Source organism: Acidobacteriota bacterium, assembly GCA_030697165.1.
Taxonomy (GTDB): Bacteria; Acidobacteriota; Vicinamibacteria; order Vicinamibacterales; family UBA2999; genus 12-FULL-67-14b.
The window spans coordinates 240944-254910 of sequence record JAUYQQ010000022.1; the positions used below are offsets into that span (position 1 = coordinate 240944).

Consider the following 13967-nt stretch of genomic DNA (forward strand, 5'->3'; position numbering starts at 1 on the left):
AAGAGGGAACTGCCCGCCACCTCGAGCATGGAGATTGAACATCTGCTACCGATGGATGCCGTCGACGGCGATGGTGCGGGCGTCCCCCGGGTTCATGACCGCGTCGGCCTCGGCCGCGCCCGGGTGTTCGCGCCACCAGGCGAGCGCGGCCGCGCGGTCCCAGGGCTCGATGCGGCACGCCTCGATCTGGCGGCGCAGGTCCGCCGCGGTCTGCGGACGGCCGTTGGGATCCTTGTCGAGGCACGACATCACGACCGCCTCGAGCTTGCCCGGCACCGAGAGGCCGCGTCTCGCCGACAGCGGCTCTGGTTTCTGCGAGAGATGCTGGCTCAAGACCTCGACCACCGACTTGCCATTGAACACGTCGGTGCCTGCCAACAGGTAGTACGCGACCGCCCCCAGGGCGTAGATGTCCGAACGGGCATCGGCCGTATCCGGATTCATGATCGATTCGGGCGCCATGTACTGCGGTGTGCCCATGACGGTGTTGTCGCCGGTCAGCTCGACATCGCCGCCGAGCCGGAACTGCTTGACCAGGCCGAAGTCGAGCAGCTTCACCACGTCGCGCTCGCCGCCCTGCGTGCACAGCATGATGTTGGCCGGCTTGATGTCGCGATGAATCAGCCCGATGCCGTGCGCCTCGTCGAGCGCGCCGCACAACATCGACATGATTCGCACGACTCGCGCCGGCGGCTGCGCGCCGTCGACCGTGACCACGCGTTGCAGCGTCGCGCCGTCGAGCAGCTCCATGGCGTAGTAGAAGACGCCGTCGTGGGTGCGGCCGTAGTCGAAGATGGTGATGGTATTGGGGTGGGTGAGCCGCGCCGTCTGCTGCACCTCGCGCTCGAAGCGGGCGAGATTGGCCTCGCCGGCCTGATCGGCGCGCAGCAGCTTGATGGCCGAGGGCCGCCGCATCATGCCGTGGCGCGCGCGGTAGACCTCGCCCATGCCGCCGGCGCCAATCTTGCGTTCGATCACGTACTGCCCGAGGCGGCGCGCCTCCAGCACCTCGGCGCGCAGGCCATAGATCACCTGGGAAATGACCGCGCACATGATGATGCCGAAGCCCCAGATGATCACCATGGTCGCCGGCAACCACGGGAACACACCGGACTCGGGCGTGCGCCACGCCATGACGCCGTCTACGACGGGTTCGAGTGCCACGGTCACCAGCATCATCGGCACGGCGAACATGGCGGTGATCACCATCGTCCGGCGCGGCGACGACGGGATGAGGGCGGCGCGAATGGCCATCATCATCGCCATGCCGCTCAGTTGCAGCATCGTGATGTAGCCATCGGCGACGTTGATGGCCTGGGCGCTCGCCAAGGACTGATCGGTGGCAAAACCGGTCAACAGGTAGCGTCCCATGAGGGCGCTGGCGGTCGAGTTGAGCAGCAGGCCGCCGGCGTCGAGCCACCGGGAGAACTGGATCGACCGCTCGCCGCGGCTGGCCAGCCACCAGAACAAGCCGGCGTTGGCCGTCGAGAGCATGGTAAGGGCCAGGTCGCCACCTGGCCGGGCGACGGCGCCGACCATTCCCAGGCCGCTGCCCAGCAGGATGATGAAGAAGATGACCTTCCAGAAGAGCGCGACCCTGGCTTGCAGGAAGGCGCGTCCTTCCTCGCTGTGATCGGTCAACGGCGACGGACGATGATGGAGCAACCACCAGAGCCTATCACCACCGCCGAGCTAGCGGCCCTGTAGCTCCTCACCAGTGTTGGAATGAGGGAAACTGCCGTCTGCCCGGCCTTGCGGATTCCTCGCGATAGGTCACGGTCTTGTCCTGGTTAACGGCACGGCACGACGGGGCTGAGCCATAGCCATGAGGGCACCGGCCTTAGCATGGCGTCGCACCATTGTCGCGCGTACTCGAGCCTGCCGTCTTGTCTGTAGACCCCGGCGAGCAGCCGCCACGCGACTTCCGAGCTGGGCCTGAGGCGGAGGGCTTCGACCAAGTAATACTCGAGATCGGCCGTCGCGGAGGATAGCAACGCCATGTACAGAGCGGTCGTGTACCCGGCAGAGCCGGTGTTGATTGCCCGCCCAAACCACCCGCGCGCTTCCGCGTGCTGCTTGATCAAGAATGAAGACACGCCCATCACTTCGAGCGCGAGGGTCTCTGTGGGTTTCAAGGTCAAGGCTCGCTTGGCTAATGGCAACGCGGCCGTTGGCCGATCGCTCCACTGGAGCAGGTGGGCGCGCTCTGCAAACATGCTTGCCTCCGAGAGTACCGAGACCGTGCTTGGCTCGCGCGTTGCGGCCTGCCATGGCATGGATACTTCGTGTAACTGACCGCCCTCTACGTACTGCTTGACCGCCGACTCAAATTGCGGCGGCAACGTGGTGATGGACGGCATGAACAGCAGTGGGCCGCCGGCGTCCTGCCCAAGCAGCAGGTAGTGCACCATCGCCCATGACTGTGCGTAAAACTGCGATACCTGCTTCGGGTCCGACTGCAATGCCCCTCGCGACTGCTTCAAGACCGCATCGAGAGGCAGCCATTTGCGCTTACGCAGCGCGTCGAGATGCCTCGGCACCGAGCGCCCAACAATCAGCCGATCGCCCTCGACGACGATTGAGCCCCAGAATTCCGCCAGGCCTTCATGCAGCCACGCGGGCGCGTCGGGTGATTGAGTGGCCGTCAGGATATGCACATATTCGTGCCGAAGCGTCTGAATGGGATTTGGCAGATTCGTTCGGAACGCCATGAATGACGCCAGTGGCCCGGTATGCGCGAATCCCAACGCGACGACGCCGCGGCGTTTCAACCCTGAGGGAGCAATCTCGGTGAACGCCTTCGTGTCGTTGATGGCAAAGACAGTAATCGGCACCGTCGGCCGTACCGATGCCGCTTGCTCGATCATCGATTGGATCTCGACGATTCGATCGAGCGCAGCGGCGGCCGCGTCTGGGGTTTCGGCGATGGCACGCATCGACCCTGTGTCGACGACCGACCATGCTTTGTTTCTCGCGCCCACTGTGGCGGTCAATGCCGATGCCACAAGCAATGCGGTAACGCGTGCGGTTCGGAGGGCCATTACGCAGTCTCCCGTGCACTGGAACCGGACGTCATGGGTTCATTAATGGACGAAGTATTTCGGCGGGACCAAGGCGAGCTCGACCCGGAAGGTGGTGCCGCATCGCCGCTCCGCACGCCCAGCGCTCCTGGTCACTCACCACCCGCAGAAGTGCGTCCGGCCCGCCCGCGCAGCCAGGCATCGATGGGGTCCCCGGTTACAGTGAGATCGCGGCGCGGACGTTTGGCGGCAACGCGGTGCCAGGCCATGGCATCCGCCACGGCTTCAGTTACCAGAAGCACCTTGAATGGCTTGACGAGATAGCCCAGGATCCCGCTCTGCATGCTGATGCGTGGCGGCACGGCGGCATCCGCCGTCGCCAGGATGATGGCGACGTTTGGGAACCGGTCCTTGATCTGTTCCACCAGCCAGAGGCCGTCACGCCCGGGCATGGACCGGTCGCACAGCACGACACCCACGGTCTGGCTGGCGAGAACGGCCAACGCCGACTCGGCATCCGGCGCCTCGACCACGGAATGGCCCGCCGACGAGAGCCACCGCGACAGCAGCTCCCGAATCGCCGCCTCATCGTCGACAATCAAGACTGTGCTCATCGTTACCTCGTTCCCTTCCCAAACAGCCCCACTCGTGGTTGTAGCACATCTGGTAGACGCAACGGCGGCGACAAGCGGTCGTACAGCAAGAGCGACACGCCCTCGAGCAGACCTCTGGGCGTGAACGGTTTGTCCACAAAGGCCTCACCATCGCCGAGGGATATTCGGGAGTTGAGCAGGCGGTCGAAGGAGGCACTGACATACAGAACTTTCAGTCCCGGACGCGCCTCGCGGATCCGCGGCACCATCTGTTCGCCCGGCATCTCGGGCAAGTCGAGATCGGCAATCAACAGGTCGGGCACGAGCCCATCGGCGAACAGCGCGAATGCTTCGGCGGCACCCGAGGCCTCGAGCACGCGGTACGAGCCGCGTTCGAGAATGCGCCGTTCCAGTTCGCGAATGCCAGGCTCGTCATCAACGATCAGCACCAATGGGGACGTCGCAGTGGCCGTCATGCGTCCCCCTTTGGGCTGATCGCGCCGATGCCACCACTAACCTTGGTCCACGCGTCAACGAGATCCTGCCGGCGCCAACCTTTGGCCACCTCCTGGTGCAGTTCATCGTGCGCGCGTTCGATTGTCAGCGCCGGACGGTACGGGCGTGAAGTGGTGACCGCGTCATGCAGGTCGACGATGCCGGTGATCTGGGCCAGCAGCGGGATGGCATCACCCCGAAGGCCGTCGGGATAGCCGCTGCCGTCGAGGCGTTCATGGTGGTGTCGCACGATCGACCGAACCTTCCGGAGCGATCGCAGCTCGCTGCAGACGTGATCGCCGATGACGGTGTGTTCCTGCACGTGCGCGTACTCGAGCGGGGTCAGCCGCGCGGGCTTCAACAGCACGGCGTCGGCGATTCCGACCTTGCCAATGTCGTGCAGGTACGCCCCGCGGCCGAGCACCATCTGGTCGTCGTCGGAGAGCCCCACGGCCTGGCCCAGCAGCGCGGAGTATTTGGCCAGCCGTTGGCAATGTCCGTTGGTGTACGGGTCGCGGGCTTCGATCGCCAGAGCCAGGCTGACAAAGGCGGCCTCGGCGCTGTCGAGATCATCCGTGTATCGCTTGAGCCGCACCAACGAGCGCACCCGGGCGTACAGTTCCAGCAGGTTGAACGGCTTGGTCAGGAAGTCGTCGGCACCGGCATGGATGCCCCGGACCCTGCTGTCGGTGTCGTGCAGTCCCGTGAGCAGGACCACAGGTACGAGGCGCGTCGCGGCATGGGCCTTCAGGGTGCGGCACGCCGCAAAGCCATCGACCTCCGGCATCATCACGTCCATCAGGACCAGGTCCGGCGCTTTCTCCCGGACCTGATTGAGGATGTCGCGGCCATCCTCGATACAGTCGACGCGGTAATTGGCGCGTTCGAGCACGGTCGCCAGGAGGTTGCGGTTGGCCTCCATGTCGTCAACGATGAGGACATATCCCTGGTGCGGTTCCGGGTCGAAGGGGGGCGGACGATACCGGGCTGCTGTCCATGGCATATCTCCCTCAATTTTCATATCGCGCCTCGCCGGGGCGATCTGTTCAAAAGTGAACATCCGCTTGCCGAAGAGCCCGACCTTGGCTTGGAGGAAGACGGCGGGAGCTGTCTGATAGAGCAGTTCGAAGGACGGTTCAGGGGCGGGACTGGTCGGCCCGGTCAAGGCAGCTTTGCATCACGACGAGCAGCGAGATCATCTCCACCTTCACGAGCGTGATCTTCATGTCGACCTTGCTGTCCCGCTGTCCTGCTGGGATCCCGGCCAGACCCGGTTCAGTAAAGACACTGCCGGTCGGGAGTTCGATGCCGACGCGGGTACCGCCCTGCGAGTTGTACTGAGGGTTGCGTTCAATCTCCGATTCGCGAAGGTCTACGATCTTGCCGGTGACCTGGATGGTTCGGCCGACGTGTTCCGGCAGGTGCTTCGCGGCATCCGCGAGCCAGAAGTGCCGCGGGCCGTACCGGCCCTTTGGAGTCGTCGCTACGGGCCACGCCGTCACGCTGCTGAAGACATAATTGCCCGACCGCTCAGCATCGACCACGCAGCCCTGCAGTTGAATTTCGTCCCCTACTTCAAAGTTCGAGGTAGGCATGGGCTGGGCGCTCATGCTCGTAGCGGCAATCCCGAGAATCAGAAGAACAAAGCCTGCGAATTTCGTCCTGTTTGTCGGCACTCTAGATGACTATGCAGGACTTGTGCCCACCGGCAGAGGTGGTGGGCTGGGCAGAATAGGTCCCGCAGCGCCTCTTTTGTCCCTGTACCTGCGCTGACGGCGGCCCTCATCGGGCCGCCGTCATCACCTTAAGCGATCTGGTTGTTGCGCATACGTCGACGTCGCGCGGCGATCGCCGCGAGACCGCCGCCGAGAAGCAGCATGGAAGCCGGCTCCGGCACCGGCGTGGGATTCAACGATCCCGTCGCGACGTCGCTATTGCGGCCGTTCGGGCCGACCCGCTGAAAGCGGACGAACAGCGCCGCCGCGATCTGCGCATCGGTCAGCCCGCCGAATGGACCCGTCACCATGAAGCCCAGCGTCTCGCCCGGCGCGATGCCGTCGTTGGCGGAGCCACCGTTGAAATTGTTTCCGGTCAGGAAGCCAAAATCGAGCACGGTGCCGTTGTAGCCAGGGATGTTGCCCACGTTGCCATCGGTGAAGTCGAAGTCGAGCACCGACGTCCCTGAGAAACCGTCAATGCCGTCATTGCCCAGGCCGGTGTCGCCGGCCACCAGGTCAAGACCGAACCCGGTGATCGCAGCCGAGTACGGCGAGGTGTTGGTCAGTGACAAGTTGAGCGTGTTACCCGTGAGCGTGTAGTCGGCAGTGGCGGTGGCATCACTGGCATTCGTTGTGCCGAAGAGCACGATGGTTGCGGCGTGCGCCTGCGCTGGCGCAAAGAGAAACGTGAGGAGCAGTAGGGGGCTGATTGAAAGTAGACGTCGCATCATGATTGGGTGAATTCCCTCCTTGGGATTTGTGTTGACCGACCCACTGCAACCTTCGCGCCGTCCGTGTCCTCTCTCGTCCCGGTGGAGCGCGTTAGTGGTCGTGGTCGTTAATCTCCCCCTCGCCAACCTTTACAAGCGAAGTCTCGCTGAGGGATGACATGTGTCCGCTCGGGTTGGGGGTGTCAATGGGGACAGGACTGCCAGTCTAGGCGTCGCGCAGCCAGCCGTGCCGCGAAGCGTACCGGATCAGCTCGCTGCGGTCACGTAGCTCGAGCTTCTTCATCGCATTGGACTTGTGCACTTCGACGGTCTTGACCGCAATCCCGAAGGCCTTGCCAATCTCCTTGTTCGGGTGTCCCAACGAGGCCCGTCGCAGCACTTCGAGCTCGCGCGTGCTGACCACGGAGGTCAGAGCCTCCGCCAACCCTGTCTCCACGTGTTGAAGCCCGGCATCGATATGCTGTCCGCCGCGTGCCACCATCTCGACCGCGCGCCTCAGCTCTTCGAACGGACTCTGCTTGAGCACGTAGCCTGAGGCGCCCGCGGCGAAGGCCTCGCGGGCGTACGCGGGCTCCTGGTGGCGCGTCAGGACGATGACCTTTGTCTGCCGCCTGGCCTCCTGGATCCGCCGGATGACCGTCAAGTGGTCCGTGGGCCGCATCGCCAGGTCGATCACCACGATGTCGGGTGCCAGCGCGCGGACTGCTTCGAGGGCGGCGTCACCGCCGGCGACGTCATGCACGACGTCAACGCCGGGCACCGACTGGAACAGTGCTCGTATCCCTTGTCGAACGCTCGCGTGGTCGTCCGCGAGCAGGACCCTCAGTCGGCGTGGGGGTGGCATTGGGTGCATGTCAGGACGCTTGGCTCGACTTGCAGGGTTCGTGCCCGGCACAAGTGGAAAGCCACTGGTCAAGATGAGCAGCGAAAATCCAGGCGCGATTGTCCCGAGCGACAGCGCTACCGCAGCTTCGCCCACGAACCGCAGGGAGCAAACGGCGCCGGTACGGGAAAACCCTGCGTGGAATGCGCACTGCATCCTCGCCATGGAGCATTCCGACCGGGAAGCGGAATGTTCGGCAAACCGATGAGCCACATGCGATCCGGCGCTACCAGAGCGCGGCATCGAGGGAGACAGACGATGAGCTACGACAAGAAAGAGGCGATTGGTGAACTGATCGCCAATCCGGTAAACCGCCGCGACTTCGCCAAGCGGACGATGGCAGCGGGCCTGTGGGCCGCGGCCGGTGCCAGTGTGATCGGTTCCGGCGCCACGGTGCAGGCGCAGGGGATTACCGACGTTGACATCCTGAACTTCGCGTTGAATCTCGAGTACCTGGAGGCGGAGTTCTACACGGTCGCCACCACCGGGCGTCGGATCCAGGACCTCGACATCGGTGTGACCGGCACGGGCACGCTCGGCGGCACCGTCGGTGGCAGTGTCGTGTCCATGGACAACCGCGTGATGCAGGTGGCCCGCGACATCGCCAACGAAGAGCAGATGCATGTGAAACTGCTGCGCACCGCCCTTGGATCAGCCGCGGTCGCCAAGCCGGCCATTAACCTGGCCGCGCTCGGCATTGGCTTCGCCAACGCCACCGAGTTCCTGACGCTGGCGCGGGCGTTTGAAGACGTCGGCGTGACCGCGTACCTCGGCGCGGCGCCGCTCATCTCGAGCCGGGCGATTCTGGCGGCGGCGGCCGGCATTGCGTTGACCGAAGGGCAGCACGCCGGCGTGCTCCGCTACCTCGTCTACGACCGGGGCATTGCCCAGCCTCAGCTCGATAGCGCCGACGTCCCGCCACTCGGTTCGCCCAATGGCCGGCTCTTCAACGTGACGAATGAGGGACTGAGCCCAGCTCGTACGCCCAGCCAGGTGCTGGCCGTTGTGTACGCCAATAAGACCGCGGGCGCCACGAGCGGTGGCTTTTTCCCGGGCGGCTTCAACGGCACCATTCGGACGGTTTAGCGGCGCGGTGGGGCAGCGGCCACGTGCGCCGCTGCCCCCGCTTGGAGCCTACCCGCGCATAGCGCGCTCGTGGACCAGCTTGAGCGCCTGCCAGCCGGCCGACACGGCGCCCTCCTGCCAGTCGGGTTCTGAGTGCGGGGTGACCGCTGCTGAGCCGAGCAGGATTCGGTTATCAACTTTCGACAGAATCTGCCGGCGCGCTTCGTTGCGGCCGCTGGCGTAGCCACCCATGTTGTAGGGAACCTTCTTCCACCACACGGCGTAAGCGCTTTCGAACTCGGTGCGGACCTGCGGGTGCACCTTGCTGACGTTGCTCAACACGTGCTCGATGCGCGCGGCGACCGGCTGGTCGAGCAGGGTGCCGATGGGGCCGTTGGTGTACAACCCGAGCAGCACGCCCTTCTTCGCCATGAGGTCGGCCGACGGGTACGACAACTGGCCGAGCGGCAGGTTCGAGTAGAGGTGGCCGCCGAAGATGCCGTCATCCTCTTCCCAGAAGCGGCGCTTCATGGCCAGGCCGACCTTGGCGCTGTTGCTGTAGTTCACCGCCTTGATCGCCTCCATGATGTCGCTGGCGAGGTTGATGTCGAGGCCGGCGACGAGGTTGAGCGGCATCGACACCACCACGTAGTCGGCCGAGGTCTCGACCTTCTTGCCGCTCCTCTTGTCGAGGTATGTGACCTTCACGCCGGTATCGCTCTGGTGCACCGACTGGATCTCGGCGTTGAACGTGATTCGCTTCGGCCCAATCGCGCGCTCGAAGGCCTTGGCGATCTGGTCCATGCCGCCGATCGGCTGGAACATGGGCGATGCCGTCGTGCCTTCAATCGCCGGCACCGAGCGCAGGCGGTTGCCGAACCCGGCCTGCAGCAGCGCCGCCAACTGGTACGGGTCGCCTTCGCCGCGGTTCGCAAAGGCCTTGTAGGTGCGGGTGTTGGCATCGAGGTAGCCCTGGCCGATCAGGTAGCTGGTGAGTCGCTTCTGATCCTCCGGGGTCAGCGGCACGTCCAGCTGCTTCTGATCGATCGCCTTGACCAGCAACTCGTTGACCTGCCCGGCCAGGTCGGCCTTGACCTCGCGCATGCGAATCTTCTTGTTGGCGAGCGTCCCGGCGGCGGCGCCTTCGTAATAGAAGTACGACGCGTCCGATTCGTTGATGAACACCTGGAGCGGCACGCCGAGTTGCTTGCAGTAGTTCAGCACGCCGTGGTGCGAGTGCGGGATCCGCCACGGTCCGACGTTGATGTACTGCCCTTCGTCGAACGCGCAGACCTGAGCCTCGCCGCCCGGCTCGGTGTGCGTCGAGCCCTTGCGGACGGTCCACTGCAGCCCGCCGACGCGTTCGCGCGCCTCGAGCACCTGGTAGTCGTAACCGAGCTTCCCAAGTTCATACGCGGTGACGAGGCCCGAGAGGCCGCCGCCGAGTATCAGCACCTTGGCTTTCGCCGGACGGCCGGTGAGCTCGGGCCGCTGGCCCGCCGATCCCGCCATGAGATCCCACGAGCTCATGGCGCTCATCACCAGCGACGAGCCGCCGACGGCGCCCAGTTGTTCGAGAAACCGGCGCCTGGTCAGTGCCGGAAATGACGCCCGTGGACTGTGCTTGCTCATGCTTGTAAGCCTTTGTAACTGAAGCTTATGAAACCCATCCGATTAGGGCATAAGAGTACATCAGTCAAGGCATCACGGTGAAACCGCCGCGAGTTCGCCGGACGCTACGGCGCGCAGACCACCAGCTTCCAGATCGGCGGCACGTTGACGGCTTCGATCGAGAGCGCGCGCAGACCGCCTTCTTCGAGCAGCGGCGTCAGCGCCAGGCCGGTCTTGAACCCGACGTAGCGGGTCATCGGCTCGACGAACCGCTCGAGCCATGCCGCGGCCGGGTGCTCACTCTGGAAGTGATTGAGCAGGATGATTCGTCCACCCGGTGCGCAGACACGGCGCAGCTCTTTCGCAGTGTTGACCGGATCGCTCACCACCGACATCACGTACGGCGCGTAGACCACGTCGAATGAACCCGCCGCGACGGGCAGCTGTTCCGCGTTGCCACGCAGCAGTCTCACGCGCGGCCCGCGCTCGCGTTGCGACAGCCGCTCTTGCGCCTGCGCCAGCATCGGGACCGAGAGATCGAGCCCGACGACGCGGCAGGTGGGTGGATAGAGGGGCAGGGTCAGCCCGGTGCCTATGCCGATCTCCAGGACGCGCTGGCCCGGCCGTAGCTGCATTTCCGCGACGGCTTTCCTGCGTCCCTCGTCGAGTATGCCGCCGAACGCGAAATCGTAGACCGGCGACAGCCGGTGGTACGCGCGTTCGATGGCAACAGTGGCGGTCATGCCCCGGAAAGAGCAAACGTGATGCCGATCGGCAGGAAGGCGCACATCTTGCAATTCCCGTGGTGAGGTTGCAATGAGATCCCTTCTGGTTTGCATGGTCACGGCCCTGATACTCGGACTCGCGATTCCCGCTGACGCCCAATACTTCGGGCGCAATAAGGTACAGCACCAACGCTTCGACTTCAAGGTGCTGACCAGCGAGCACTTCGATGTCTATTACTACCCAGAAGAAGAAGCCGCCGTTCGTCTCGCCACGCGGATGGCCGAGCGCTGGTATTCCCGATTGTCGCACCTGTTGAAGCACGAGTTAAGCAGCAGACAGAAGCTCATCCTCTACGCAGCTCATCCGCACTTCCAGCAGACCAACGTCCTCAACGGCGAAATCGGCGAGGGCACCGGCGGCGTCACCGAAAGCGCCAAGCGGCGCGTCATCCTGCCCTTCGCGGGAGGACTGGCGGAGACCGACCATGTGCTGGGCCACGAGCTGGTTCACGCGTTCCAGTACGACATGGCGGGCCAGACCGACCTGCAGGGCCGCCCGGTGGGTCCCGGCCTGCAGGCGCTGCCGCTGTGGTTCATCGAAGGCATGGCCGAGTACCTCTCGCTGGGGGCGGTTGATGCCAACACCGCCATGTGGGTCCGCGAAGCTTCGTCCCGTGACGCGATGCCCACCATCGACAAGCTCGACGATCCCGACGTCTTCCCCTATCGATACGGCCACGCGTTCTGGGCCTATGTCGCCGGCCGCTGGGGCGACCACGTCGTCGGCGAGATGTTACGCGCCACCGGGCCGCGAGGAGATATCGAGGGTGCAGTGCAGGTGGTGCTTGGCACCGACGCCAAGACCCTGAGCGCCGACTGGCACGCGGCCACGCGCCAAAGTTACGCGGGGGTCTTCGAGTCGGCGCGTGCGCAGATGTCTGGAGCGCCGCTCATCAGCAAAGCCAGCGGCGGTGGCGACATGAACCTGGCGCCCGCGCTCAGTCCCGACGGACGGCGACTGATCTATTTGTCGGAGCGATCCCTCTTCTCGATCGACATGTACGTCGCCGACGCGATCACCGGCCGCACCACGCGCAAGATTGTCTCGACCGCGACCGATCCGCACTTCGACAGCCTGCAGTTCCTCTCCTCGGCCGGCGACTGGGCCGCCGACAATCGCCGGTTTGTGTTCGCCGCGCTCAGCTCGGGAAGGCCGGTGCTGGCGATTGTCGATGCCGACACCGGGCGCCGGGAGCGGGAGCGAAAGTTCGAGAACCTCGACGAAATTCATAACCCGGCCTGGTCGCCCGACGGCCGCCAGGTCGCGTTCTCGGCCATGCGGGGCGGTGTCCTCGACTTGTTCGTGTGGACGCTGGCGAATGACGAATTGCAGCAGCTGACCAACGACGCTTATGCTGACCTGGATCCTGAGTGGTCGCCCGATGGCCGCGAGCTGGCGTGGGTTACCGATCGGTTCTCCTCCGATCTCACCACGCTCGCCTTTGGCAACTACCGCATTGGCAGCATGGTGGTGGCCACTCGGCAAATGCGCGAGCTGGCTGGGTTTGCCACCGGTGGCAACAGCAATCCGGAGTTTGCCGCCGACGGCACGTTGTTCTTCATCGCCGCGCCAGACGGCATTCCAAATGTCTACCGCCTGACCCGTGGCGCTGGGGCGCAGGCGGCGCGGGTGACCAACGTCCTCTCGGGTGTCAGCGGCATTACTCCGCTCACGCCCGCCTTGTCGGTGGCGGCTGCGGGACCTGGGGTGGTGTTCACCGTATTCGAGAACGACGGCTACAACATCTATTCGAGCGAGGGCACCCGCTCGGCCGCTGACAGCGGATTGAGGGAAGGCACGAATGCCGCCGTGCTGCCGCCGGCTGAACGCAAGGCCGGCGAGGTCACCGAGCGGCTCGAGAACCCGGTTCGCGGCCTGCCCGAAGCCCGGGTCTACCCGGCCGAGGACTACAAACCCAGACTCTCGCTGGATGCCATCAGCCAGCCCACGGTGGGCGTCGGGGTCGATCAGTTCGGTGCCTACGGCGGTGGCGGCGTTTCGTTCCTGTTCAGCGATGTGCTTGGTGAGCACATGCTGGGCGCCAACGTGATGGTGAGCAATCGCCTCGAGGAAACCGGCGGCTCGATCGGCTACCTCAATCGCCAGTCGCGATGGAATTGGGGCGCCATCGTCGAGCAGGCGCCGTATGTCACGGGCGCCTTCGCCCAGGGCATCACGACCATCAACGGCCAGGACGTCATCGTCCAGCAATCGCTGCGCCAGCGTCAAACCAACCAATCGGCCAGCCTGATTGCGCAGTACCCGTTCAGCAGGGTTCATCGTCTCGAGTTTGCCGGCGGCGGCCGCCGCATCAGCTTCGACTCGCAGCTTGAAACGTTCTACTACTCCCCGGTCACCGGCGATCTGCTGGGCGATGAGGTTACCGAGTTGCCTCGGCCGGAGGCGCTCAATCTGGGCGAGGCGAGCGCCGCGCTGGTCTACGACTCGTCGGTGTTTGGCGCGACCAGTCCGCTGGTCGGCCAGCGGTACCGGCTCGAGTTCTCGCAGATGGCCGGCTCGCTGAGCTTCAGCAGCGTGACCGCCGACTACCGCAGGTACTTCATGCCGGTGCGGCCGTTCACGCTCGCCGTTCGCGCGTTGCACTTCGGCCGCTACGGCGCTGGCGGCGAGGATCCGCGGTTGCCGGAACTCTATCTGGGCTATCCGGGTCTGGTGCGCGGCTACGACGTCGGCTCGTTCGACGCCAACGAGTGCGTCGAAGTGGACCTGGCATCATGCGACGCCTTCGATCAGACCAAGGGCAGCCGCATTGCGGTCGCCGGCGCCGAGTTCCGCTTTCCGCTGCTCGGGCTGTTCAACCGCAGTTCGTTCTACGGCGGGTTCCCCCTGGAGATGGCGTTCTTCGGGGATGCGGGACTGGCCTGGACCGAGGACAACCAGCCCTCGTTCAGCGGTGGTGAACGCGACTGGGTCCGCAGTGCCGGCGTCGCCCTCCGGGCCAACGTGCTCGGCTACGCGATTGCCGAAATCGCCTACGTGCGGCCGTTCGATCGTTCGCGGCGCGGCTGGGTGTGGCAGTTCGGCCTGATGCCGGGGTTCTGAGG

The 13967-nt window shown here is 64.8% G+C and carries 12 protein-coding genes; 2 read left to right on the top strand and 10 right to left on the bottom strand.

Annotated features, from left to right (window positions below; genetic code table 11):
- Positions 1-45: 45 nt before the first annotated feature.
- The 8 genes from Q8T13_20720 to Q8T13_20755 all read right to left on the bottom strand — a co-directional run bounded on the left by Q8T13_20720 (position 46) and on the right by Q8T13_20755 (position 7401).
- Entirely contained in the window at positions 46-1665 is a 1620-nt protein-coding gene (locus Q8T13_20720) for a serine/threonine-protein kinase (GenBank protein MDP3720194.1), read from the bottom strand.
- 125 nt (positions 1666-1790) lie between these two features.
- Positions 1791-3041: a DUF1570 domain-containing protein gene (locus Q8T13_20725; GenBank protein ID MDP3720195.1), complete on the bottom strand. Its 1251-nt coding sequence runs from the start codon at positions 3039-3041 to the stop codon at positions 1791-1793.
- Between the two features lie 131 nt (positions 3042-3172).
- Positions 3173-3634: a response regulator gene (locus Q8T13_20730; GenBank protein ID MDP3720196.1), complete on the bottom strand. Its 462-nt coding sequence runs from the start codon at positions 3632-3634 to the stop codon at positions 3173-3175.
- A gap of 2 nt (positions 3635-3636) precedes the next feature.
- Entirely contained in the window at positions 3637-4089 is a 453-nt protein-coding gene (locus tag Q8T13_20735; GenBank protein ID MDP3720197.1) for a response regulator, read from the bottom strand.
- Entirely contained in the window at positions 4086-5273 is a 1188-nt protein-coding gene (locus tag Q8T13_20740) for a response regulator (GenBank protein MDP3720198.1), read from the bottom strand. Before Q8T13_20740 ends, Q8T13_20735 begins: the two co-directional genes overlap by 4 nt.
- A complete protein-coding gene (locus Q8T13_20745; protein ID MDP3720199.1) occupies positions 5245-5718 on the bottom strand; it encodes a hypothetical protein in 474 nt (157 codons plus the stop codon). The genes Q8T13_20740 and Q8T13_20745 overlap by 29 nt, the downstream gene beginning before the upstream one ends.
- A gap of 194 nt (positions 5719-5912) precedes the next feature.
- Positions 5913-6557, bottom strand: coding sequence for a cistern family PEP-CTERM protein (locus tag Q8T13_20750; protein MDP3720200.1), 645 nt, complete (start codon positions 6555-6557; stop codon positions 5913-5915).
- A gap of 205 nt (positions 6558-6762) precedes the next feature.
- Positions 6763-7401: a response regulator transcription factor gene (locus Q8T13_20755; protein MDP3720201.1), complete on the bottom strand. Its 639-nt coding sequence runs from the start codon at positions 7399-7401 to the stop codon at positions 6763-6765.
- Between the two features lie 297 nt (positions 7402-7698).
- Here Q8T13_20755 and Q8T13_20760 point away from each other — a divergent pair, with 297 nt between their 5' ends.
- Positions 7699-8526, top strand: coding sequence for a ferritin-like domain-containing protein (locus tag Q8T13_20760; GenBank protein MDP3720202.1), 828 nt, complete (start codon positions 7699-7701; stop codon positions 8524-8526).
- Positions 8527-8574: 48 nt separating this feature from the next.
- On the opposite strand, the gene Q8T13_20765 is transcribed toward Q8T13_20760, so the two are convergent.
- Positions 8575-10137 (bottom strand): FAD-dependent oxidoreductase, encoded by a 1563-nt coding sequence (locus Q8T13_20765; GenBank protein MDP3720203.1) that lies wholly within the window; start codon positions 10135-10137, stop codon positions 8575-8577.
- Positions 10138-10241: 104 nt separating this feature from the next.
- A complete protein-coding gene (locus Q8T13_20770; GenBank protein ID MDP3720204.1) occupies positions 10242-10859 on the bottom strand; it encodes a methyltransferase domain-containing protein in 618 nt (205 codons plus the stop codon).
- Positions 10860-10932: 73 nt separating this feature from the next.
- Here Q8T13_20770 and Q8T13_20775 point away from each other — a divergent pair, with 73 nt between their 5' ends.
- Positions 10933-13965, top strand: coding sequence for a BamA/TamA family outer membrane protein (locus Q8T13_20775; protein ID MDP3720205.1), 3033 nt, complete (start codon positions 10933-10935; stop codon positions 13963-13965).
- The last annotated feature ends 2 nt before the right edge of the window (positions 13966-13967 follow it).

Excerpts from the sequence above, each read along its gene's own strand:
- Q8T13_20725 (MDP3720195.1), bottom strand. The coding sequence starts at position 3,041 with ATGGCCCTCCGAACCGCACGCGTTACCGCATTGCTTGTGGCATCGGCA.
- Q8T13_20730 (MDP3720196.1), bottom strand. The coding sequence starts at position 3,634 with ATGAGCACAGTCTTGATTGTCGACGATGAGGCGGCGATTCGGGAGCTG.
- Q8T13_20735 (MDP3720197.1), bottom strand. The coding sequence starts at position 4,089 with ATGACGGCCACTGCGACGTCCCCATTGGTGCTGATCGTTGATGACGAG.
- Q8T13_20745 (MDP3720199.1), bottom strand. The coding sequence starts at position 5,718 with ATGAGCGCCCAGCCCATGCCTACCTCGAACTTTGAAGTAGGGGACGAA.
- Q8T13_20750 (MDP3720200.1), bottom strand. The coding sequence starts at position 6,557 with ATGATGCGACGTCTACTTTCAATCAGCCCCCTACTGCTCCTCACGTTT.
- Q8T13_20755 (MDP3720201.1), bottom strand. The coding sequence starts at position 7,401 with ATGCCACCCCCACGCCGACTGAGGGTCCTGCTCGCGGACGACCACGCG.
- Q8T13_20760 (MDP3720202.1), top strand. The coding sequence starts at position 7,699 with ATGAGCTACGACAAGAAAGAGGCGATTGGTGAACTGATCGCCAATCCG.
- Q8T13_20765 (MDP3720203.1), bottom strand. The coding sequence starts at position 10,137 with ATGAGCAAGCACAGTCCACGGGCGTCATTTCCGGCACTGACCAGGCGC.
- Q8T13_20770 (MDP3720204.1), bottom strand. The coding sequence starts at position 10,859 with ATGACCGCCACTGTTGCCATCGAACGCGCGTACCACCGGCTGTCGCCG.
- Q8T13_20775 (MDP3720205.1), top strand. The coding sequence starts at position 10,933 with ATGAGATCCCTTCTGGTTTGCATGGTCACGGCCCTGATACTCGGACTC.